17 protein-coding genes are annotated in these 21,465 nt (G+C 66.3%); all 17 read left to right on the forward strand.

Going from position 1 to position 21,465, the window contains the following annotated elements:
* The 17 genes from nuoE to cobA all read left to right on the forward strand — a co-directional run bounded on the left by nuoE (window position 1) and on the right by cobA (window position 21,462).
* Window positions 1–501 (forward strand): NADH-quinone oxidoreductase subunit NuoE, encoded by a 501-nt coding sequence (gene nuoE / locus BMZ43_RS08345; protein WP_017642310.1) that lies wholly within the window; start codon window positions 1–3, stop codon window positions 499–501.
* Window positions 498–1,847 carry an NADH-quinone oxidoreductase subunit NuoF gene (nuoF, locus tag BMZ43_RS08350; RefSeq protein ID WP_093252346.1) on the forward strand — a complete coding sequence of 450 codons (1,350 nt, stop codon included), beginning with the start codon at window positions 498–500 and terminating at the stop codon, window positions 1,845–1,847. Before nuoE ends, nuoF begins: the two co-directional genes overlap by 4 nt.
* Before the next feature lie 138 nt (window positions 1,848–1,985).
* Window positions 1,986–4,703 carry an NADH-quinone oxidoreductase subunit NuoG gene (gene nuoG, locus BMZ43_RS08355; protein WP_093252349.1) on the forward strand — a complete coding sequence of 906 codons (2,718 nt, stop codon included), beginning with the start codon at window positions 1,986–1,988 and terminating at the stop codon, window positions 4,701–4,703.
* Window positions 4,700–5,710: an NADH-quinone oxidoreductase subunit NuoH gene (gene nuoH, locus BMZ43_RS08360; protein ID WP_017642307.1), complete on the forward strand. Its 1,011-nt coding sequence runs from the start codon at window positions 4,700–4,702 to the stop codon at window positions 5,708–5,710. Before nuoG ends, nuoH begins: the two co-directional genes overlap by 4 nt.
* Before the next feature lie 10 nt (window positions 5,711–5,720).
* Window positions 5,721–6,269, forward strand: coding sequence for an NADH-quinone oxidoreductase subunit NuoI (gene nuoI, locus BMZ43_RS08365; RefSeq protein WP_017642306.1), 549 nt, complete (start codon window positions 5,721–5,723; stop codon window positions 6,267–6,269).
* A gap of 9 nt (window positions 6,270–6,278) precedes the next feature.
* Complete coding sequence (nuoJ, locus tag BMZ43_RS08370) at window positions 6,279–6,791, forward strand: NADH-quinone oxidoreductase subunit J (RefSeq protein ID WP_017642305.1); 513 nt, start codon at window positions 6,279–6,281, stop codon at window positions 6,789–6,791.
* 25 nt (window positions 6,792–6,816) lie between these two features.
* Window positions 6,817–7,125, forward strand: a complete 309-nt coding sequence (nuoK, locus tag BMZ43_RS08375; RefSeq protein WP_007158894.1) for an NADH-quinone oxidoreductase subunit NuoK — start codon at window positions 6,817–6,819, stop codon at window positions 7,123–7,125.
* On the forward strand, window positions 7,122–8,969 hold the full coding sequence (nuoL, locus tag BMZ43_RS08380) for an NADH-quinone oxidoreductase subunit L (RefSeq protein ID WP_017642304.1): 1,848 nt from the start codon (window positions 7,122–7,124) through the stop codon (window positions 8,967–8,969). Before nuoK ends, nuoL begins: the two co-directional genes overlap by 4 nt.
* A gap of 27 nt (window positions 8,970–8,996) precedes the next feature.
* Complete coding sequence (gene nuoM / locus BMZ43_RS08385; protein ID WP_093252352.1) at window positions 8,997–10,529, forward strand: NADH-quinone oxidoreductase subunit M; 1,533 nt, start codon at window positions 8,997–8,999, stop codon at window positions 10,527–10,529.
* Between the two features lie 7 nt (window positions 10,530–10,536).
* Window positions 10,537–11,988, forward strand: a complete 1,452-nt coding sequence (gene nuoN, locus BMZ43_RS08390; protein ID WP_093252366.1) for an NADH-quinone oxidoreductase subunit NuoN — start codon at window positions 10,537–10,539, stop codon at window positions 11,986–11,988.
* 150 nt (window positions 11,989–12,138) lie between these two features.
* Entirely contained in the window at window positions 12,139–14,172 is a 2,034-nt protein-coding gene (locus BMZ43_RS08395; RefSeq protein WP_256562895.1) for a M13 family metallopeptidase, read from the forward strand.
* A gap of 73 nt (window positions 14,173–14,245) precedes the next feature.
* Entirely contained in the window at window positions 14,246–15,916 is a 1,671-nt protein-coding gene (locus BMZ43_RS08400; RefSeq protein ID WP_093252371.1) for a bifunctional protein-serine/threonine kinase/phosphatase, read from the forward strand.
* A 63-nt stretch (window positions 15,917–15,979) separates the two neighbouring features.
* Window positions 15,980–17,224, forward strand: a complete 1,245-nt coding sequence (locus BMZ43_RS08405; RefSeq protein WP_093252378.1) for a nitrate- and nitrite sensing domain-containing protein — start codon at window positions 15,980–15,982, stop codon at window positions 17,222–17,224.
* A gap of 236 nt (window positions 17,225–17,460) precedes the next feature.
* Entirely contained in the window at window positions 17,461–18,786 is a 1,326-nt protein-coding gene (locus BMZ43_RS08410; RefSeq protein ID WP_093252382.1) for a CmpA/NrtA family ABC transporter substrate-binding protein, read from the forward strand.
* A gap of 29 nt (window positions 18,787–18,815) precedes the next feature.
* Window positions 18,816–19,661: a nitrate ABC transporter permease gene (gene ntrB, locus BMZ43_RS08415; protein WP_093252387.1), complete on the forward strand. Its 846-nt coding sequence runs from the start codon at window positions 18,816–18,818 to the stop codon at window positions 19,659–19,661.
* Window positions 19,662–19,673: 12 nt separating this feature from the next.
* Complete coding sequence (locus BMZ43_RS08420) at window positions 19,674–20,474, forward strand: ABC transporter ATP-binding protein (protein WP_017642296.1); 801 nt, start codon at window positions 19,674–19,676, stop codon at window positions 20,472–20,474.
* Window positions 20,475–20,715: 241 nt separating this feature from the next.
* Window positions 20,716–21,462, forward strand: a complete 747-nt coding sequence (gene cobA, locus BMZ43_RS08425) for a uroporphyrinogen-III C-methyltransferase (protein WP_026083990.1) — start codon at window positions 20,716–20,718, stop codon at window positions 21,460–21,462.
* The last annotated feature ends 3 nt before the right edge of the window (window positions 21,463–21,465 follow it).

Consider the following 21,465-nt stretch of genomic DNA (forward strand, 5'->3'; position numbering starts at 1 on the left):
ATGAGCACCGAAACCCTGATCCAAACCGACCGTTTCGTCCTGAGCGACACCGAGCGCTCGGCCATCGAGCACGAGATGCATCACTACGAGGACCCGCGCGCGGCGTCCATCGAAGCCCTGAAGATCGTCCAGAAGGAACGTGGCTGGGTGCCGGACGGCGCCATCTACGCCATCGGCGAGGTGCTGGGCATTCCCGCCAGCGACGTCGAGGGCGTGGCGACCTTCTACAGCCAGATCTTCCGCGTGCCGGTCGGTCGCCACATCATCCGCGTGTGCGACAGCATGACCTGCTACATCGGCGGCCACGAATCCGTGGTCGGCGAGATCCAGCGTCAGCTGGGCATCGGTCTGGGCCAGACCACCACCGACAGCCGCTTCACCCTGCTGCCGGTCTGCTGCCTGGGCAATTGCGACAAGGCCCCGGCGCTGATGATCGACGACGACACCCATGGCGATGTCCAACCTGCGGGCGTGGCCAAACTGCTGGAGGGATACGCATGAGACTGACCTCCTTCGGGCCTGCCAACAGCATCGCCCGTACCCCCGAGACCCATCCCCTGACCTGGCGCCTGCGTGAAGACGGCGCCCCTGTCTGGCTGGAGGAATATCAGGCGAAGGACGGCTACGCCGCGGCGCGCAAGGCGCTGACCGAGCTGGCACCCGACGCCATCGTCCAGGAAGTCAAGGACTCCGGCCTCAAGGGCCGCGGCGGTGCGGGCTTCCCTACCGGCGTGAAGTGGGGCCTGATGCCCAAGGACGAATCCCTCGATATCCGCTACCTGCTGTGCAATGCGGACGAGATGGAGCCCAACACCTGGAAGGACCGCCTGCTCATGGAGCAGCTGCCGCACCTGCTGGTGGAAGGCATGCTGATCAGCGCCCGGGCACTCAAGGCCTACCGTGGCTACATCTTCCTGCGCGGCGAATACGTCGACGCCGCCGCCAACCTGCGGCGCGCGGTGGAAGAGGCCAAGGCCGCCGGTCTGCTCGGCAAGAACATCCTCGGCAGCGGCTTCGACTTCGAGCTGTTCGTCCACACCGGTGCCGGTCGTTACATCTGTGGCGAAGAGACCGCGCTGATCAACTCCCTGGAAGGTCGCCGCGCCAACCCGCGCTCCAAGCCGCCCTTCCCCGCCGCCGTCGGCGTCTGGGGCAAGCCGACCTGCGTCAACAACGTCGAGACCCTGTGCAACGTGCCGGGCATCGTCGCGGGTGGCGTGGACTGGTACAAGAGCCTGGCCCGCGAAGGCAGCGAAGACATGGGCACCAAGCTCATGGGCTTCTCCGGCAAGGTGAAGAATCCCGGCGTCTGGGAACTGCCCTTCGGCATCACCGCCCAGGAGCTGTTCGAGGACTATGCGGGCGGCATGCGCGATGGCTTCAAGCTGAAATGCTGGCAGCCCGGTGGCGCCGGTACCGGCTTCCTGCTGCCCGAGCACCTCTCGGCGCAGATGTACGCCGGCGGCATCGGCAAGGTCGGTACCCGCATGGGCACCGGTCTGGCCCTGGCCGTGGACGACAGCGTCAACATGGTTTCGCTGCTGCGCAACATGGAAGAGTTCTTCGCCCGCGAATCCTGTGGCTGGTGCACCCCCTGCCGCGACGGCCTGCCCTGGAGCGTCAAGCTCCTGCGCAGCCTGGAGAAAGGCGAAGGCCAGCAGGGCGATCTCGATACCCTGCTGCAGCTGGTCAACTTCCTCGGCCCAGGCAAGACCTTCTGTGCCCACGCACCAGGCGCCGTCGAGCCTCTGGGTAGTGCCATCAAGTATTTCCGCGAGGAGTTCGAGGCCGGTGTGCGCAAGGCGCCCAGCGAACCTCGTCCGACTGCTTCCGCGACCGTGATCTGAGGACCGGCCCCTCGGGGCCGCTCCCATCGCTTTCTGGCCGGGCTCGACCCGGCCGGCGCTGCCACTGGCGACCGCCAGGGCGGCGCGAACGTTTTCCCATTAGCCAGACCCGCCCTGCGCGGGTGAGAAGAAAACCCTATGGCCACTATCCATGTAGACGGCAAGACGTACGAGGTCGACGGGGCGGACAACCTCCTCGAAGCCTGCCTGTCCCTGGGGCTCGACATCCCCTATTTCTGCTGGCACCCGGCGCTGGGCAGCGTCGGCGCCTGCCGCCAGTGCGCGGTCAAGCAGTTCGCCGACGAGAATGACACCCGCGGGCGCCTGGTCATGTCCTGCATGACCCCGTCCAGCGACAAGACCTATATCTCCATCGAAGACGCCGAAGCCAAGGAATTCCGCAGCTCGGTCATCGAATGGCTGATGACCAACCATCCCCACGACTGTCCGGTCTGCGAAGAAGGCGGCCACTGCCACCTGCAGGACATGACGGTGATGACCGGTCACAACAAGCGCCGTTATCGCTTCACCAAGCGTACCCACCAGAATCAGGACCTCGGCCCGTTCGTCGCTCACGAGATGAACCGCTGCATCGCCTGCTATCGCTGCGTGCGCTACTACAAGGACTACGCCGGCGGTACCGACCTGGGCGTCTACGGTGCCCACGACAACGTCTACTTCGGCCGCGTCGAGGACGGTGCCCTGGAGAGCGAATTCTCCGGCAACCTGACCGAGGTCTGCCCCACCGGGGTGTTCACCGACAAGACCCACTCCGAGCGTTACAACCGCAAGTGGGACATGCAGTTCGCTCCGAGCATCTGCCATGGCTGCTCCTCCGGCTGCAACATCAGCCCCGGCGAGCGCTATGGCGAATTGCGCCGCATCGAGAACCGCTTCAACGGCTCGGTGAACCAGTATTTCCTCTGCGACCGTGGCCGCTTCGGCTATGGCTATGTCAATCGCAAGGACCGCCCGCGTCAGGCCCTGCTGAAGGACGGCAGCCTGGAAACCGGCATCGACGCCGCCCTGGATCGCGCTGCCCTGCTGCTGCGCGGCAAGAAGGTGATCGGTATCGGTTCGCCCCGCGCCAGCCTGGAAAGCAACCACGCCCTGCGCGAACTGGTCGGCGCCGAGAATTTCTCCAGCGGCATGAGCGCTCGTGACCTGGCTAACGTGCGCCTGGTGCTGCAGGTCCTCAAGGACAGCCCCCTGCCCGTCCCGACCCTGCGCGCCATGGAGAAGCACGATGCCGTCTTCGTCCTCGGCGAGGATCTGACCCAGACCGCCGCCCGCCTGGCGCTGTCCCTGCGGCAGTCCGTCAAGGGCAAGCCCGAGGCCATGGCCGCGGCGCAGAAAATCCAGCCCTGGCTCAATGCGGCCGTGCAGAACATCGGCCAGAGCGAGCGCAATCCGCTGTTCATCGCCAGCGTCGCCGCCACCCGCCTGGACGACGTCGCCGACGCCCGTCTGCATGGCTCGCCGCTGGAACTGGCCCGTTTCGGCCACGCCGTGGCCCACGCCATCGACGCCAGCGCCCCGGCCGTCGACGGCCTGACCAGCGAAGTCGCCGAGCAGGCGCGCCTGCTCGCCGAAACCCTGCTGGCCGCCGAACGGCCGCTGGTGGTATCCGGTACCTCCCTGGGTGAACCGGCGCTGATCGAAGCCGCCGCCAACCTGGCCAAGGCCCTGGCCGCCAAGGGCAAGGCCGGCTCCCTGAGTCTGGTGGTGCCCGAAGCCAACAGCCTGGGCCTGGCGCTCTACGGCGGCGAGTCCGTCGAAGACGCCTTCGCCGCCCTGGAAAATGGCCAGGCCGATGCCCTGGTAGTGCTGGAGAACGACCTCTATCGCCGTGCCCCGGCCCAGCGGGTGGATCAGGCCCTGGCCCGCGCCCAGGTGCTGGTGGTGCTGGATCACCAGCGTACCGCCACCGCCCAGCGCGCCGACCTGGTGCTGCCGGCGGCGAGCTTCGCCGAAGGCGACGGTACCCTGGTCAGCCAGGAAGGTCGCGCCCAGCGCTTCTTCCAGGTCTACGAACCGAGCTATTACGATCCCTCCAGCCTGGTCCGCGAGGGCTGGCGCTGGCTGCACGCCCTGCGCAACACCCTGGACAACCGCCCGGTGGACTGGACCCAACTGGACCATGTCACCGACGCCGTGGCCACCGCCGCACCGCAATTGGACGGCATCCGCGATGCCGCGCCCAACGCCAGCTTCCGGGTGAAGGGCCTCAAGCTCGCTCGTGAACCGCACCGCTACAGTGGCCGTACCTCCATGCGTGCCAACCTCAGCGTGCACGAGCCGCGTGCGCCCCAGGACGCCGACACCGCCTTTGCCTTTTCCATGGAAGGTTATGCCGGCAGCGCCGAGCCGCGTCAGCAGATCCCCTTCGCTTGGTCGCCGGGCTGGAACTCGCCCCAGGCCTGGAATAAGTTCCAGGACGAGGTGGGTGGTCACCTGCGCGCTGGCGATCCGGGCGTACGCCTGATCGAGTCCCAGGGTGATCGCCTGAGCTGGTTCGCCGTGCCGACCGCTGCCGTGCGCGGCGCCGAGTCCGGCTTCCAGGCCGTACCGCTGTACCACCTGTTCGGCAGCGAAGAGACCTCTTCCCGCGCCGAGCCGGTGCGTGAGCGCATCCCGGTGGCCTACGTGGCCCTGGCCAAGGCCGATGCCGACCGCCTGGGCGTCAACGAAGGTGTCCTGCTGCGCCTGCAGGTCGCCGGTCAGGAACTGCGCCTGCCATTGCAGATCAAGGCCGAGCTGTCCGCTGGCTTGGTCGGCCTGCCCGCCGGCTTCGAAGGGATTCCGGTGGACTTCGCCGGCCTTACCGTGGAAGGACTGCAGGAGGCCGCGGCATGACCTGGCTCACCCCTACCCTCATCGCCGTGGTGATCGGCGTCCTCAAGGCCATCGTCATCCTCCTGGCGGTGGTCATCTGCGGGGCGCTGCTGAGCTTTGTCGAACGGCGCCTGCTGGGTCTCTGGCAGGACCGTCATGGTCCCAACCGGGTCGGCCCCTTCGGTGCCTTCCAGCTCGGCGCCGACATGCTGAAGATGTTCTTCAAGGAGGACTGGACACCGCCGTTCGCCGACAAGATGATCTTCGCCCTGGCACCGGTGATCGCCATGGGCTCGCTGCTGGTGGCCTTCTCGGTCATTCCGATCACCCCCACCTGGGGCGTGGCTGACCTGAACGTCGGCCTGCTTTTCTTCTTCGCCATGGCCGGCGTCAACGTCTATGCCGTGCTCTTCGCCGGCTGGGCGAGCAACAACAAGTTCTCGCTGCTGGGCGCCATGCGCGCCTCGGCCCAGACGCTCTCCTACGAGGTGTTCATGGGTCTGTCGGTGATGGGCATCGTCGCGGTGACCGGTTCCTTCAACATGAGGGACATCGTCGAGGCGCAGCACCAGGGCTGGTGGTTCATCGTTCCCCAGTTCTTCGGCTTCTGTACCTTCTTCATCGCCGGCATCGCCGTCACCCACCGTCACCCCTTCGATCAGCCGGAAGCCGAGCAGGAGCTCGCCGACGGTTACCACATCGAATACGCGGGCATGAAGTGGGGCATGTTCTTCGTCGGCGAGTACATCGGCATCGTGCTGATCTCGGCGCTGCTGGTGACCCTGTTCTTCGGCGGCTGGCACGGTCCCTTCCTGGACACCCTGCCCTGGCTGTCGTTCTTCTGGTTCGCCCTGAAGACCGCCTTCTTCATCATGATCTTCATCCTGCTGCGCGCGTCCATTCCGCGTCCGCGCTACGACCAGGTAATGGCCTTCAGCTGGAAGTTCTGCCTGCCCCTGACCCTGATCAACCTGCTGGTGACCGGCGCGGTGGTGCTTTACACCGCCACGCCGGCCATCGGCCAGTGAGGTATCCGTCATGATCAAGGAAATCCTGCACGTCCTGCATGGCACCTACACCCAGTTGCGCAGCATCGTGATGGTCTTCGGCCACGCCTTCCGCAAGCGCGACACCCTGCAATACCCCGAGGAGCCGGTGTACCTGCCGCCGCGCTATCGCGGCCGCATCGTGCTCACCCGTGACCCTGATGGCCAGGAGCGCTGCGTGGCGTGCAACCTGTGCGCCGTGGCCTGCCCGGTCGGCTGCATCTCCTTGCAGAAGACCGAGGCCGAAGATGGTCGCTGGTATCCGGAGTTCTTCCGCATCAACTTCTCGCGCTGCATCTTCTGCGGCATGTGCGAGGAGGCCTGCCCCACCACCGCCATCCAGCTGACCCCGGACTTCGAGATGTCCGAGTTCAAGCGCCAGGAGCTGGTGTACGAGAAGCAGGACCTGCTGATCTCGGGTCCGGGCAAGTATCCGGAATACAACTTCTACCGCGTGGCCGGCATGGCCATCGCGGGCAAGCCCAAGGGTGCCGCGCAGAGCGAGGCAGAGCCGATCAACGTGAAGAGCCTGCTGCCCTAAGGAGCTGTCGTGGAATTCGCCTTCTATTTCTCCGCCGGGGTGGCCGTATTGGCCACCTTCCGGGTGATCACCAACACCAATCCGGTGCATGCGCTGCTGTACCTGATCATCTCGCTGCTGGCCGTGTCCATGGTGTTCTTCGCCCTGGGCGCGCCCTTCGCCGGCGCCTTGGAGATCATCGTCTATGCGGGCGCCATCATGGTGCTGTTCGTCTTCGTGGTGATGATGCTCAACCTCGGGCCGGTCGTCGCCGACCAGGAACGCAAGTGGCTGACCCCCAAGGTCTGGATCGGTCCCTCGATCCTCGCCGGTGCCCTGCTGGTGGAACTGCTGGTGGTGCTGGCACGCACCCCGGGTGGCGCCACCATCGGTCACACCTCGGTAGAGGCCAAGGCCGTGGGTATCAGTCTGTTCGGACCCTATCTGCTGGCGGTCGAACTGGCCTCCATGCTGCTCTTGGGTGCCCTGGTCGCGGCCTACCACCTGGGCCGCAGCGACGTCAAAGACGGGATCGGCGAGTGAGTCGCCAAGGACTGGAGAACAGCCAATGAACGCCATACCTCTGGAACACGGCCTGGCCCTCGCCGGCGCCCTGTTCGCCCTTGGCCTGGTGGGCCTGATGGTCCGCCGCAACATCCTCTTCGTGCTCATGAGTCTGGAAATCATGATGAACGCCGCCGCCCTGGCCTTCGTGGTCGCGGGTAGCCGTTGGGGCGCTCCCGACGGCCAGGTGATGTTCATCCTGGTGCTGAGTCTGGCCGCCGCCGAGGCCAGTATCGGCCTGGCGATCCTGCTGCAGCTCTATCGCCGCTTCCACACCCTCGACGTCGATGCCGCCAGCGAGATGCACGGATGAACCTGCTACCCCTCACCTTCGCCTTTCCCCTGGTCGGCTACTTCCTGCTGGCCTTCTCCCGCGGTCGGCTGTCGGAGAATCTCTCCGCGCTGATCGGCGTGGGTTCGGTAGGCCTGGCGGCGCTGGTCGCCGCCTGGGTCGGCTGGAACTTCCACGTCACACCGCCCGCTGACGGCCACCTGACCATCGTCCTCTGGCAGTGGATGAACGTGGAGGGCTTCGCGCCCAACATGGCGCTCTACCTGGACGGCCTGTCGCTGACCATGCTCGGCGTGGTCACCGGCGTCGGCTTCCTGATCCACCTGTTCGCCTCCTGGTACATGCGCGGTGAAGAGGGCTATTCGCGCTTCTTCGCCTACACCAACCTGTTCATCTTCAGCATGTTGCTGCTGGTTCTCGGCGACAACCTGCTGCTGCTGTACTTCGGTTGGGAAGGCGTGGGCCTGTGCAGCTACCTGCTGATCGGCTTCTACTATAGCGAGCGCGCCAACGGCAACGCAGCGCTGAAGGCCTTCATCGTCACCCGCGTCGGCGACGTCTTCATGGCCTTCGGTCTGTTCATCCTGTTCATGACCCTCGGCACCCTGGACATCCAGGAGCTGCTGCAGAAGGCCCCTGACGTCTTCGCCAGCGGTGATCCGCTGATCGTACTGGCCACCCTGGCGCTGCTCGGCGGTGCCGTCGGCAAGTCGGCCCAGCTGCCGCTGCAGACCTGGCTGGCGGACGCCATGGCCGGTCCGACCCCGGTCTCGGCGTTGATCCACGCGGCGACCATGGTGACCGCGGGCGTCTACCTGATCGCCCGGACCCACGGCCTGTTCCTGCTGGCGCCGGAGATCCTGCACCTGGTCGGCATCGTCGGTGCCGTGACCCTGGTGCTGGCTGGTTTCGCCGCCCTGGTGCAGACCGACATCAAGCGCATCCTGGCCTATTCGACCATGAGCCAGATCGGCTACATGTTCCTGGCCCTGGGTGTAGGCGCCTGGCAGCCGGCGATCTTCCACCTGATGATCCACGCCTTCTTCAAGGCGCTGCTGTTCCTTGCCTCGGGTTCGGTGATCCTGGCCTGCCACCACGAGCAGAACATCTTCAAGATGGGCGGCCTGTGGAAGAAGATCCCCCTGGCCTACGCCAGCTTCGTGGTGGGCGGTTCGGCCCTGGCGGCACTGCCGCTGGTAACCGCCGGCTTCTACTCCAAGGACGAGATCCTCTGGGAAGCCATGGCCAGCGGTCACACCTACCTGCTCTATGCAGGCTTGGCCGGTGCCTTCCTGACCTCGATCTACACCTTCCGCCTGATCTTCATCACCTTCCATGGCGAGTCGCACACCGAGGCTCATGCCGGCCACGGCATCGCCCACAACCTGCCGCTGGCGGTACTGCTGGTGCTTTCGACCTTCGTCGGCGCGATGATCGTGCCGCCGCTGGCCGGTGTGCTGCCGGAATCCGTCGGCCATGCCGGTGGCGAAGCCAAGCACTCGCTGGAGATCACCTCGGGGGCCATCGCCATCGCCGGCATCCTCCTGGCCGCCCTGCTCTTCCTCGGCAAGCGTTCCTTCGTGAACGGTCTGGCCAAGAGCGCGCCGGGCCGCTTTTTCGGGACCTGGTGGTATCACGCCTGGGGCTTCGACTGGCTGTACGACCTGATCTTCGTCAAGCCATACCTGCTGCTGACCCGCCTACTGCGTCGCGATCCCTTCGACCAGGCCATCGGCCTGATCCCGATGCTGGCACGCGGTGGCAACCTGGCACTGAGCATCACCGAGAACGGCCGTCTGCGCTGGTACGCGGCTTCCATCGTGGGAGGCGCCGTGCTGTTGCTCGGCGCGCTGCTGCTGGCCTGACCCCCTGACTAAGGATAAGTACACGTCATGCTTCTGCCCTGGCTAATCCTGATCCCCTTCATCGGCGGCCTGCTCTGTTTCCTCACGGAAAAGACCGGCCCGCTGGTGCCCCGCTGGATCGCTCTGTTCACCATGCTGCTGGAGCTGGCGCTCGGCCTCTGGCTGTGGGCCCACGGCGACTACAGCCTGGCGCCGGCCCCTGGTGCCGAAACCGCCTGGACCGCGGAATTCCAGATGGACTGGATTCCGCGCTTCGGCATCAGCCTGCACTTCGGCCTCGACGGCCTGTCGCTGCTGATGATCCTGCTCACCGGCCTGCTCGGTGTGCTGGCGGTGACCTGCTCCTGGCGCGAAGTGCAGCGCCACGTCGGCTTCTTCCACCTCAACCTGCTGTGGATCATCGGCGGCGTGGTGGGGGTGTTCCTGGCGCTGGACCTGTTCCTGTTCTTCTTCTTCTGGGAAATGATGCTGGTGCCGATGTACTTCCTGATCGCGCTGTGGGGCCATAGCTCCGCGGACGGCAAGAAGAGCCGCATCACCGCCGCCACCAAATTCTTCATCTTCACCCAGGCCAGCGGCCTGATCATGCTGGTGGCGATCATCGCCCTGGTACTGGTGAACTACGGTGCGACCGGCGTCCTGACCTTCGACTACGAAGACCTGCTGCAGCTGCAGCTGGACCCCAAGCTGGAGTACCTGCTGATGCTGGGCTTCTTCATCGCCTTCGCGGTGAAGCTGCCGGTGGTGCCGCTGCACTCCTGGCTGCCCGATGCCCACGCCCAGGCGCCAACCGCCGGTTCCGTCGACCTCGCCGGTATCCTGCTCAAGACCGCCGCCTACGGCCTGCTGCGCTTCGCCATCCCGCTGTTCCCCAACGCCTCGGCGGAATTCGCGCCGATCGCCATGTGGCTGGGCATCATCGGCATCTTCTACGGCGCCATCCTGTCGTTCGCCCAGACCGACATCAAGCGCCTGGTGGCCTACTCCAGCGTCTCGCACATGGGCTTCGTGCTGATCGGCATCTACTCCGGCAGCCCCCAGGCGCTGCAGGGCGTGGTGGTGCAGATGATCGCCCACGGTCTTTCCGCCGCCGGCCTGTTCATCCTCTGTGGCCAGCTCTACGAGCGCATGCATACCCGTGACATGCGCGAGATGGGCGGTCTCTGGGCACGCCTGCCCTACCTGCCGGCCCTGAGTCTGTTCTTCGCCTCGGCGTCCCTGGGTCTGCCCGGTACCGGTAACTTCGTCGGCGAGTTCCTGATCCTGATGGGCGCCTTCCCGGTGGTACCGATGATCACCGTCATCGCCACCTTCGGCCTGGTGTTCGCCTCGGTCTATTCGCTGATCATGATCCACCGTGCCTACTTCGGCCCAGCCAAGGCCGAGGGTGCCCTGCCGGGTCTGAATGCACGGGAACGGTCGATGCTGCTGTTGCTTGGCGTGCTGCTGGTGCTGCTCGGCGTCTACCCGCAGCCGGTGCTGGATACCTCGGCCGCGAGCATGGCCGGTGTCCAGCAGTGGCTCGGCGAAGCCTTCTCCTCTCTCGTTTCCGCCCGGTAAGAGCGCCATGACCTTTACCTACGAACACTTCATCGCCCTCCTGCCGATCATCATCACCGGCCTCACCGCCGTGGTGGTGATGCTAGGCATCGCCTGGCGGCGGGATCACACCATCATCCCGACCCTGGGCGTGATCGGTCTCAACCTGGCCCTGCTGTCCTGCATCCCGGCCCTGGGCGTCGGCGCCATCGACGTCACCCCGCTGCTGCGCATCGACGGCTTCAGCTGCTTCTACATGGCGCTGATCCTGATCGCCACCCTGGCCTGCATGACCCTGTCGCACGCCTACATGGAAGGCTATCCGGGCAACCGTGAAGAGCTGTACCTGCTGCTGCTGATCTCCGCCACCGGCGGTCTGGTGCTGGTGGCGGCGCAGAACGTCGCCGGCCTGTTCATCGGCCTGGAACTGCTGTCGGTACCGGTCTACGGCCTGGTGGCCTACAGCTACTTCAATCGCCGTTCCCTGGAAGCCGGCATGAAGTACCTGGTGCTGTCCGCCGCCGGCTCGGCCATCCTGCTGTTCGGCATGGCCCTGCTCTACGCCCAGTCCGGCAGCCTGAACTTCGCTGACATCGGCATGCAGATGGACGCCCCGGCCAGCACCGGCCTGCTGATGGAAATCGGCCTCGGCATGCTGATCGTCGGCCTCGGCTTCAAGCTGTCGCTGGTGCCCTTCCACCTCTGGACCCCGGACGTCTACGAGGGCTCGCCGGCTCCGGTCGGTGCCTTCCTGGCCACCGCCAGCAAGGTCGCCGTCTTCGCCGTGCTGGTACGGGTGTTCCAGACCATGCCCATGGCCACCGAAGACGGCTGGCTGCACGATGCCATCGCCTTAATCGCCATCGCCTCCATGCTGGTGGGCAACCTGCTGGCGCTGATGCAGAGCAACCTCAAGCGGCTGCTGGGTTACTCCTCCATCTCCCACTTCGGTTACCTGCTGGTGGCGGTGGCCTCGGGCGAAGGCCTGTCGATGGAAGCCGTGGCGGTCTACCTGGTGACCTATGTCTTCACCAGCCTGGGCGCCTTCGGCGTGATCACCCTGATGTCCAGCCCGAGCAACGGCCAGCGTGACGCCGATGCCCTGTTCGAGTACCGCGGCCTGTTCTGGCGCCGTCCGTACCTGACCGCGGCGCTGACGGTGATGATGCTGTCCCTGGCCGGCATCCCGCTCACCGCCGGCTTCATCGGCAAGTTCTACGTCATCACCGTGGGCGTGGAAGCGGGCATGTGGTGGCAGACCGCGGCCATCGTGCTGGGCAGCGCCATCGGCCTGTTCTACTACCTGCGCGTGATGGTCACCCTGTACCTGACCGAGCAGGGCCTGCAGCGCCACGATGCGCCGATGAACTGGGGTCAGCGCGCCGGTGGCGTGATGCTGATCGCCATTTCCATCGCCACCTTCGTGCTGGGTGTCTATCCGCAGCCGCTGCTGCAACTGGCGCAGCTGACGGTGTTCTGATCCCAGACGCCGCCCACGATCCCCGCTTCGGCGGGGATCGTCGTTTCTGGCCCCGGTGAAACACCCGCCCTTGGCAGGGTCGCACCGTGACCGCTACCCTCGACCCCTACTCTGCCTTCTTCTGCCCTTTTCTGGAGACCGCTTTCTCCCATGCCTGCGTTGAAACCCCTCGCCCTGACCATCGGCCTGCTGCTTGGCAGCCAGGCTTTCGCCGCCCCTGTCTTCGACGTCACCGAACTGGGTGACCCGGCAACCGCCTGTACCGACCTCGACACCTTCGTCAATGCCAAGTGGGTGGCGGCCAACCCCATCCCGCCGGACAAGTCGCGCTGGGGTTCCTTCATGGCCCTGGGGGAAAAATCACTCAACGACCAGCACGCCATCCTGCAACGTGCCGCGCGCTCGGCGGATCGCGCGGAAGCGGGTTCGGTAGAACAGAAGATCGGCTGGCTGTATCGCTCGGGCATGGACGAAGCCGCCATCGAGCGCGCCGGCTATCAGCCGATCCAGGCGCAACTGGCCGCCATCGATGAGCTACGCACCACGGCCGACGTGGTGAAGTACCTGCAACAGAGCTTCGCCCGCGGCGACATGCAGGTGTTCTCCTTCGGTTCCGGCGCCGACTACCAGAATGCCAAGCAGCAGATCGCCTATGCCTACCAGGGCGGCCTGGGCCTGCCCACCCCCGATTACTACACCGAGGCCGACTACGCCAAGCTGCGCCAGGCCTATCTGGGTCACATCGCCCGACTGCTGGTCCTGACCGGGGTACCCAAAGCCCAGGCGGCCGCCCAGGCCGAGCTGGTACTGGCCTTCGAAAGTCGCCTGGCGCGCGCCTCGGTCAAGCCGGTGGAGCTGCGCAATCCGGAGAACCAGTATCATTACCTGAGCTTCGCCGAAGCCAACAAAGTCACGCCGCATTTCGACTGGCAAGCCTTCTTCGCCAGCCAGGGCGTCACTGGCCAGCAGGGCTTTTCCTTGTCCCAGCCCGGCTTCTTCGCCGAATTCGACCGGATGCTGGCCGAGACCCCCATCGAGCAATGGCAGGCCTATCTGCGCGCCCATGTGATCGACGATGCGGCGCCGCTGCTGTCCAAACCCTTCCAGCAGGAGAGCTTCGACTTCAACCAGAAGACCCTGAGCGGCCAGCAGCAACAGAGCGAACGCTGGAAGCGGGTGCTGCGCACGGTCAACGGTGCCATGGGCGAAGGCCTTGGCCAGCTCTATGTGCAAGAGCACTTCTCGCCCCAGGCCAAGGCCCGCGCCCAGGAGCTGGTGGACAACGTGATGCTGGCGCTCAAGGCGCGCATCGAGCAGCTCGACTGGATGAGCCCCGAGACCAAGCAGAAGGCGCTGGCCAAGTGGGACAGCTTCCTGCCCAAGATCGGCTATCCCGAGCGCTGGCGCGACTGGAGCGGCCTGACCCTCAAGCCCCAGGGCTTCTACGCCAACCTGGAAGCCGCCTCGCGCTTCAACTATCGCCATGACCTGGACAAGATCGGCAAGCCCACCGACCGCCAGGAATGGGGCATGTACCCGCAGACGGTGAATGCCTACTATAGCCCCACCGACAACACCATCAACTTCCCGGCCGCCATCCTCCAGCCGCCGTTCTTCTATCCGGACGGCGACGACGCCATCAACTACGGCGGCATCGGCGCGGTGATCGGCCACGAGGCCAGCCATGGTTTCGACGACCAGGGCAGCAAGTTCGACGGCGCCGGCAACCAGGTGGACTGGTGGACCCCGGCCGATCGCAAGGCCTTCGAGGCCCGCACCGGCAAGCTGGTGGACCAATTCGACAACTATCGTCCGCTGCCGGACCACCCGGACCTGCACGTCAACGGCAAGCTCACCCTGGGCGAGAACATCGGTGATCTCGGCGGCATCAATGCAGCCTACGACGCCCTGCAACTGGCGCTGGCGAAGAAGCCGGAGGAAGCCAACCGCACCCTCGACGGCTACACCCAGCAGCAGCGCTTCTTCCTCAACTGGGCACGGGTCTGGCGCAGCTCCGTGCGTGAGGAACAGCTACGCCTCTCGCTCAACACCGATCCCCATGCGCCCATGAGATTCCGCGCCATCGGCGCGCCGTCCAACATGCCGTCCTTTGCCCAGGCGTTCAGCTGCAAGGCGGGCGATGCCATGGTCCGACCGGACAAGAAACGCGTGGAAATCTGGTGAGTGGCCGGGGGCGTCCGGTGAACGGGTATCGCTTTTGCATTGGCTGTCGCCCCTCCCTGCCGGCGCCCCTTCCATGCCCCTAGAACTCGCCTTTGCCGAAGCCACCGCGACCGGTCCGCGCAAGGAAAACCAGGACGCCTTGCGTAGCGTCCAGCCCAGTGCGGCCCTGGCGGCGACCAAGGGACATCTGTTCGCCCTGGCCGATGGCGTCAGCGGCTGTCCGGACGGTGGCCTGGCCGCGCGCGCGACCCTCCAGGCCCTGGCCCAGGACTACTACTCCACGCCGGAGACCTGGCCGGTGGCCCAGGCCCTCGAACGGCTGCTGCTGGCGCAGAATCGCTGGCTGCAGGCCGCCGGCAATGGCCAGCCACTGCTGACGACCCTTACCGCCCTGGTGATCCGCGGGCGGCGCTACACCCTGGCCCATGTCGGCGACTGCCGTGCCTATCGCTGGCATGGCGGTCGGCTGACCTGTCTCACCGTCGACCACGTCTGGCAGCAGGCCGGCATGCAGCATGTGCTGACTCGGGCCCTGGGGCTGGAGAACCACCTGGTGGTGGATTTTCGCGAAGGCGAGCTGGACGCCGGCGAAACCCTGCTGCTGGTGAGTGACGGCGTCTGGGCGGCACTGGGCGAAGACAGCATGAGGCATATCCTGGTCGATGGCGTCATGGATCTGGATGCTACGGCCCAGGCTCTGGTCGCCGGCGCCCTGCATGCCGGCGGCCAGGATAACGCCAGCGCCCTGCTGGTGCGGGTCGACCGCCTGCCGGACATCTCCCTGGCCGACACCCTGGCCAATGCCGATACCTGGCCGCCGCTGCCCGCCTTGAAGCCTGGCCAGGCCTTCGAAGGCTGGACGGTGGTGGAGCGTCTGGCCGAATCGCGGCAATCGCTGCTCTATAGGGTCAGGGACGAAGCTGGCCGCCCCTGGCTGCTCAAGACCCTGCCGGCGGCGCTGCAATTCGACACCCTGGCCGGTCATGCCCTGCTCATGGAGGAATGGTTCCTGCGCCGCGTCGCCGGTCGCGCCTTCGTCGAGGTGCATCCGCTGCCCCGGCGCGCCCATCTCTATTTCGTGCAGCGCGAGTATCCCGGGCGCACTCTGGCACAACAGCTGGCCAGCGACGGACCCCTGGCGCTGGCCGACTGGCTGGACGTCGCCTCACGCCTGTTGCGTGCCCTCGGCCAGCTGCACCGACGCAACATCCTCCATCGTGACATCAAGCCGGACAATCTGCATCGCGGCCAGGACGGTGAGCTGCGCCTGCTGGATTTCGGCCTGGCCTATTGCCCGCAACTGTCCCAGGATCTGCAGGACAGCCCGGGCACCCCCAGCTACCGCGCTCCGGAGTCCTTCGAGGGCGCTACGCCGAGTCCGACCCAGGATCTCTATGCCGCTGGCGTGACCCTCTACCAGCTGCTGACCGGCGGCTATCCCTACGGCGAGGTAGAACCCTTCCAGCGCCCACGCTTCGGCGCGCCCGCCAGCGTCCTGCGCCGGCGCCCGGATGCGCCGGCCTGGCTGGAAGACTGGCTGCAACGCGCCGTGGCGGTAGAGCCGGGCGATCGCTTCGAAACCGCCGAAGAAGCCCTGCTGCTGTTGGAACAAGGCGAACGCCAACCCCTGACCCGCCCCCTGCCGCTGCTGCAGCGCGATCCCCTGCGCACCTGGCAGATCGTGGCGACCTGTTCGCTGACGCTGAATCTTTTGCTGATACTGCTCTGGCTCTATCGGCACTGATCGCGCGACGAAGTGGAGCAGCTTTTGCAGGCCACTGGCCAGCACCCTGTCCGAGCCCGCGCCATGTCCGATCACCAGATGCCCCCCGCCCTGCGCTTTATGCTCGCGGCGCGGCGCTGCGAATTGCAGCAGCTGGAAGGGCTCGCCCTGACGTGCGAGCTGGTGGAACGCGCCAGTGAACTGGTGCATGACCTGCAGCGCGAGCGGGGTTTCAGCAATGTTCTGCTGGGTACCGGCAACGATCGCTACCGCACCGCGCTGGAGCAGCATTCGACGACCGCGCGTCACAGCGAGGCCGGGCTGCGCGCCTGCCTGGAGGCCCTCGATGCCAGGGTGACCCAGGAACGGCCCCGGCTGCTCAATCGCATCGCCTGTGTCCTGCACCTGCTCGATGGCCTGAGCGGCCTGAGACGCGCCATCGTCGAACGCCGGGTGCAGATGCAGCAGGCCACGGGTACCTTCTCGCACCTTATCGGCAGCCTGCTGGCGGTCATCTTCGAGGCGGCGGACACGGCCAGCGATCCAGGTTTGAGCCGCGCGCTGGTCGCCCTGTTCAACTTCATGCAGGGCAAGGAACTGGCGGGCCAGGCTCGGGCGGTGGGCGTCGTCGGCTTCGCCCAGGGCTACTTCGACCAGGATCTGCTGGCGCGCCTGGATGAACTGGACGGTGGCCAGCTGCGCTGCTTCGCCGGCTTCCTCGACCACGCCGACGCCCGGGCAGCCGCCATCTGGGACGAGGTCCAGGGCTGCGCCTCACGGCAGCAGATCGAACAGCTGCGCACCATGGCCCGGCGCACCTCACCGACCACGCCGGTGGCAGGGGTCCTCGCCGAGCTCTGGTTCGAGCTCAATACCCGGCGTCTGGATACCATGCAGGCAGTGGCCCAGCATCTGGTGGCGGCCTTGCGGACCCGGTGCGCGGCCAGCATCAGGGACGCCCAGGCCGATCTCGACAGCCATCGCAAACTGTCGCGGCGGCTCGCCGAACTCGACCGCGAACCGGGTCAGCCGCTGCTGTTCAGCCTGGCGGCCAATCCGGTGAGCGACGCTGGGCCGGGCGAGGCGCCCGCCGGCATCCTCGACCTGCTGCAGGCCCAGACCCGGCGGCTGCACGAGGTCGAGGCGGAATTGCAGGAGACTCGCCAAGCGCTGGCCGAACGCAAGCTGCTGGAGCGCGCCAAGCAGCGTCTCATGGAGCAGTTGGCGCTGCCCGAAGCCGAGGCTCATCAGCATCTGCAGCGCCTGGCGATGCGCAGCGGCGTGGCCTTGGCCGAGGTGGTCCGCCGGATCCTGGCGCAGCCCGGCTGATACCGCAGCGTGCGCCCGGACGGCGCACATCGGCAGGGATTCGCCCCGCCACTGTGCGCCAGACGGCACCTCATCTCCAGCAAAGCCGCCATTCGGCGCTTGGCACGGTCTCTGCAATCACCCTCCTGAGCGAGTTTCGCTCCCACAGCATCTCCCGGACGACGGCGTCCACCCTCGCAGCTACGGCTGCCGAGCGTGGGCGCCGTTTTTTTATGCCCGCGCATTAAGGACAGACGATGGACGACAACTCCCGTAACGATGACCAGGCCGGTCGTGGACTCCCCCGCCGCAGTTTCCTCAAGCAGTCACTCGGTATGCTGGGCGCGGGCGCGGCCCTCAGTCTGCTGCCGCCCGGTCTGAAATCCGCCGCCTGGGCAGCGGGCAGCGATACCGTGGAGACGACCAAGGCCAAGCTCGGCTTCATCGCCCTCACCGATGCCGCCCCGCTGTTCGTCGCCGATGAGCTGGGACTGTTCGCCAAGTACGGCATGACCGAGGTGGAGGTGCTCAAGCAGTCCTCCTGGGGCACCACCCGCGACAACCTGGTGCTGGGCTCGGCGGCCAACGGTATCGACGGCGCCCATATCCTCACGCCCATGGTCTATCAGCTGGCCGCCGGCGAGATCACCCCCAATGGCCAGCCGTTGCCCATGGCGCTGTTGGCCCGCCTGAACGTCGACGGCCAGGGCATCTCCCTGTCCAACGACTACAAGGAGCAGCAGGTCGGCCTTGACGCCAGCGGCTTCAAGACCGCCCTGGCCGCGCGCCAGGCCGCTGGCAAGAAGACCTCGGCCGCCATGACCTTCCCGGGCGGCACCCATGATCTGTGGATTCGCTACTGGCTGGCGGCCAACGGTATCGACCCGAACAGGGACATCACCACCCTGGTGGTGCCCCCGGCGCAGATGGTCGCCAACATGAAGGTCGGCAACATGGACACCTTCTGCGTCGGCGAGCCCTGGAATGCCCAGCTGATCAAGCAGAACATCGGCTACAGCGCCCTGACCACCGGCGAGCTCTGGGCCAATCACCCCGAGAAGGCCCTGGCCCTGCGCGGCGACTATGTCCAGTCCAATCCCAAGGCCACCGTGGCGCTGCTCAAGGCGGTGCTGGAGGCCCAGCAATACTGCGACGTGGCAGCGAACAAGCCGAAGGTCGCCGAGATCTGCGCCAAGCGGCGCTGGATCGGCGCACCCGCCGAGGACGTGGTCGGCCGCCTGCAGGGCACCTTCGACTACGGCACCGGCCGGGTGGTGCAGAACAGTCCGCACCTGATGAAGTTCTGGAACGAGCATGCCTCCTTCCCCTACCAGAGCCACGACCTCTGGTTCATCACCGAGAACCAGCGCTGGGGCTATCTGCCCGGCGACCTGGATGCCCAGGGCCTGATCGCCAAGGTCAACCGCGCCGATCTCTGGCGTGAAGCGGCGGCGGCCATCGGCGTTCCGGCCGGGGACATTCCCGCCGGCAACTCGCGCGGCAAGGAAAGCTTCTTCGACGGCAAGGTATTCGACCCCGCCGATCCCCAGGCCTATCTCGCCAGCCTGACGCTCAAGGCCTGACGTCCCCCATCCCTCAAGGAGTGCCGCCGATGAACGCCCACACCCGGCCGCCCAAGGCCCTCGCGACCTTTCGTCCGCAAACCCGTCTGCGTCGCTTCGGCCAGCAGGTGCTGCGCAATGCTCTGCCACCGCTGGTGGTGGGCGCCCTGCTGCTGATCGTCTGGCAACTGCTGTGCAGTCGCCCCGGCGCGGCCCTGCCGCCGCCGAGCCAGGTGGTCAACGACACCTGGGAGCTGATCACCCAGCCCTTCTACGACAACGGCGGCAATGACGTGGGCATGGCCTGGCAACTGCTGGCCAGCCTCGAACGCGTCGCCTACGGCTACCTGATGGCCGCCGTGGTGGGTATCGCCCTGGGCGTGCTGGTGGGCCAGTCGGCCTGGGCCATGCGCGGCCTCGATCCGCTGTTCCAGGTCCTGCGCACCGTGCCGCCGCTGGCCTGGCTGCCGCTGTCCCTGGCCGGCTTCAAGGACAGCCATCCCTCGGCGCTGTTCGTCATCTTCATCACTGCCATCTGGCCGATCATCATCAATACCTCGGTAGGCATCCGCAACATCCCCGAGGACTACCGCAACGTGGCGCGCGTCCTGCGCCTGAATGGCTGGGAATACTTCCAGAAGATCATGCTGCCGGCCGCCGCCCCCTACATCTTTTCCGGCCTGCGCATCGGCGTGGGCCTGTCGTGGCTGGCCATCATCGCCGCCGAGATGCTGATCGGTGGCGTGGGCATCGGCTTCTTCATCTGGGATGCCTGGAACGCCTCGCGCATCAGCGACATCATCCTGGCGCTGGTCTACGTCGGCGTCATCGGCTTCCTGCTCGACCGGCTGGTGGCCCTGATCGGCCGGCTGGTCACCCGTGGCACCGCGAACTAGAGGACTCCCACCATGGCCCAGCCCTACCTGAGCATCGAGCACGTCGACAAGAGCTTCACCCGCAACGGCCTGACCTCCACGGTGCTGCGCGACGTCAACCTCAAGATCGAACGCGGCGAGTACATCTCCATCATCGGCCACTCCGGCTGCGGCAAGTCGACGGTGCTCAACATCGTCGCCGGGCTGATCGAACCCACCTCCGGCTCCATCCTGCTGGAGAACCGCGAGGTCCGCGGTCCCGGTCCCGAGCGCAGCCTGGTGTTCCAGAACCACTCGCTGCTGCCCTGGCTGACGGTCTACGAGAACGTCGCCCTGGCGGTGGACAAGGTGTTCAGGGGCGCCAAGAGCAAGGCCGAGCGCCATGCCTGGACGCTGCACAACCTGGAAATGGTCAACATGAGCCATGCCCTGCACAAAAGGCCCAGCGAGATTTCCGGTGGCATGAAGCAGCGGGTCGGCATCGCCCGGGCCCTGGCCATGGAGCCCAAGGTGCTCTTGCTGGACGAGCCCTTCGGCGCCCTGGACGCCCTCACCCGGGCGCATCTGCAGGATGAGGTGATGCGCATCCAGAGCGAACTGCGCAACACCGTGATGATGATCACCCACGACGTGGACGAGGCGGTGCTGCTCTCGGATCGCATCGTCATGATGACCAACGGCCCGGCGGCCACCATCGGCGAGATCCTCACCATCGACCTGCCGCGGCCGCGCGATCGCATCACCCTGGTCGACGATCCCCGCTACAACGGCTATCGCCACGCGGTGCTGAGCTTCCTCTACGAGAAGCACAGCCACCCCGGTGCCGTAGCCTGAAGATTCGCCCCGTTTCGAGGCAACACGCCTCGAAACGGGGCGATTTTGCGGTCTCCCGCGCGCGCAAACCCCGGATTTGTCTCGCTGCGGCAACTGGCACGAAGCCTGCAAATCCTCAGACAACATAGGTCTTTCTTCAACGGCGAGGAAAGACCCTCCGGACAAAGGCGTCCCAGCTGCTTGCAGCGGGACGCCTTTTTTTTGCGTTACAGTCGCCACCCTGGATACGAGAGGTCACTACATGAGCGGGAAAGTCTGGTTGATCGGTGCCGGCCCCGGCGATCCCGAATTGCTGACCCTCAAGGCCGTGCGCGCCCTGGGCGAGGCCGAGGTGGTGATGATCGATGACCTGGTCAATCCGGCGGTGCTCGAACACTGCCCGAACGCCCGGGTGATCCGCGTCGGCAAGCGCGGCGGTTGCCGCTCCACGCCCCAGGCCTTCATCCATCGACTGATGCTGCGCTATGCCCGCCAGGGCCGTTGCGTGGCCCGGCTCAAGGGCGGCGATCCCTGCATCTTCGGTCGCGCCGGCGAGGAAGCCGAATGGCTGGCCGCCCGTGGCGTCAGCAGCGAGATCGTCAACGGCATCACCGCCGGCCTGGCCGGCGCCACCGCCTGCGGCATCTCCCTGACCCTGAGAGGCGTAGCCCGAGGCGTGACCCTGGTCACCGCCCACACCCAGGACGACAGTGCGCCCAACTGGCCGGCCCTGGCCGCCACCGGCACCACCCTGGTGGTCTACATGGGCGTGGCCCGCCTGGCCGAGATCCAGCAGGGCCTGCTGGACGGCGGTCTGGCCCTGACCACCCCGGTGGCCATGATCGAGAACGCCTCCCTGCCCAGCCAGCGCGAGTGCCGCTCGACCCTGCAGGATCTGCAGGCGGACGCCGCGCTCTTCCAGCTGCGCAGTCCGGCGATCCTGGTGATCGGCGAGGTGGTCGGCCAGGCCGCCCTGCAACAGGCCCTGAGCTTCGCCGCCCAGGCCTGAGCG

Origin of the sequence: Pseudomonas sp. Snoq117.2, assembly GCF_900110545.1 — a bacterium.
Lineage (GTDB): Bacteria > Pseudomonadota > Gammaproteobacteria > Pseudomonadales > Pseudomonadaceae > Chryseomonas > Chryseomonas benzopyrenica.

Excerpts from the sequence above, each read along its gene's own strand:
- BMZ43_RS08410 (WP_093252382.1), top strand. The coding sequence starts at position 17,461 with ATGGACGACAACTCCCGTAACGATGACCAGGCCGGTCGTGGACTCCCC.
- nuoN (WP_093252366.1), top strand. The coding sequence starts at position 10,537 with ATGACCTTTACCTACGAACACTTCATCGCCCTCCTGCCGATCATCATC.
- BMZ43_RS08395 (WP_256562895.1), top strand. The coding sequence starts at position 12,139 with ATGCCTGCGTTGAAACCCCTCGCCCTGACCATCGGCCTGCTGCTTGGC.
- nuoF (WP_093252346.1), top strand. The coding sequence starts at position 498 with ATGAGACTGACCTCCTTCGGGCCTGCCAACAGCATCGCCCGTACCCCC.
- BMZ43_RS08420 (WP_017642296.1), top strand. The coding sequence starts at position 19,674 with ATGGCCCAGCCCTACCTGAGCATCGAGCACGTCGACAAGAGCTTCACC.
- nuoE (WP_017642310.1), top strand. The coding sequence starts at position 1 with ATGAGCACCGAAACCCTGATCCAAACCGACCGTTTCGTCCTGAGCGAC.
- nuoL (WP_017642304.1), top strand. The coding sequence starts at position 7,122 with ATGAACCTGCTACCCCTCACCTTCGCCTTTCCCCTGGTCGGCTACTTC.
- nuoG (WP_093252349.1), top strand. The coding sequence starts at position 1,986 with ATGGCCACTATCCATGTAGACGGCAAGACGTACGAGGTCGACGGGGCG.
- BMZ43_RS08405 (WP_093252378.1), top strand. The coding sequence starts at position 15,980 with ATGTCCGATCACCAGATGCCCCCCGCCCTGCGCTTTATGCTCGCGGCG.
- nuoK (WP_007158894.1), top strand. The coding sequence starts at position 6,817 with ATGAACGCCATACCTCTGGAACACGGCCTGGCCCTCGCCGGCGCCCTG.
- cobA (WP_026083990.1), top strand. The coding sequence starts at position 20,716 with ATGAGCGGGAAAGTCTGGTTGATCGGTGCCGGCCCCGGCGATCCCGAA.
- ntrB (WP_093252387.1), top strand. The coding sequence starts at position 18,816 with ATGAACGCCCACACCCGGCCGCCCAAGGCCCTCGCGACCTTTCGTCCG.
- BMZ43_RS08400 (WP_093252371.1), top strand. The coding sequence starts at position 14,246 with ATGCCCCTAGAACTCGCCTTTGCCGAAGCCACCGCGACCGGTCCGCGC.
- nuoI (WP_017642306.1), top strand. The coding sequence starts at position 5,721 with ATGATCAAGGAAATCCTGCACGTCCTGCATGGCACCTACACCCAGTTG.
- nuoM (WP_093252352.1), top strand. The coding sequence starts at position 8,997 with ATGCTTCTGCCCTGGCTAATCCTGATCCCCTTCATCGGCGGCCTGCTC.
- nuoH (WP_017642307.1), top strand. The coding sequence starts at position 4,700 with ATGACCTGGCTCACCCCTACCCTCATCGCCGTGGTGATCGGCGTCCTC.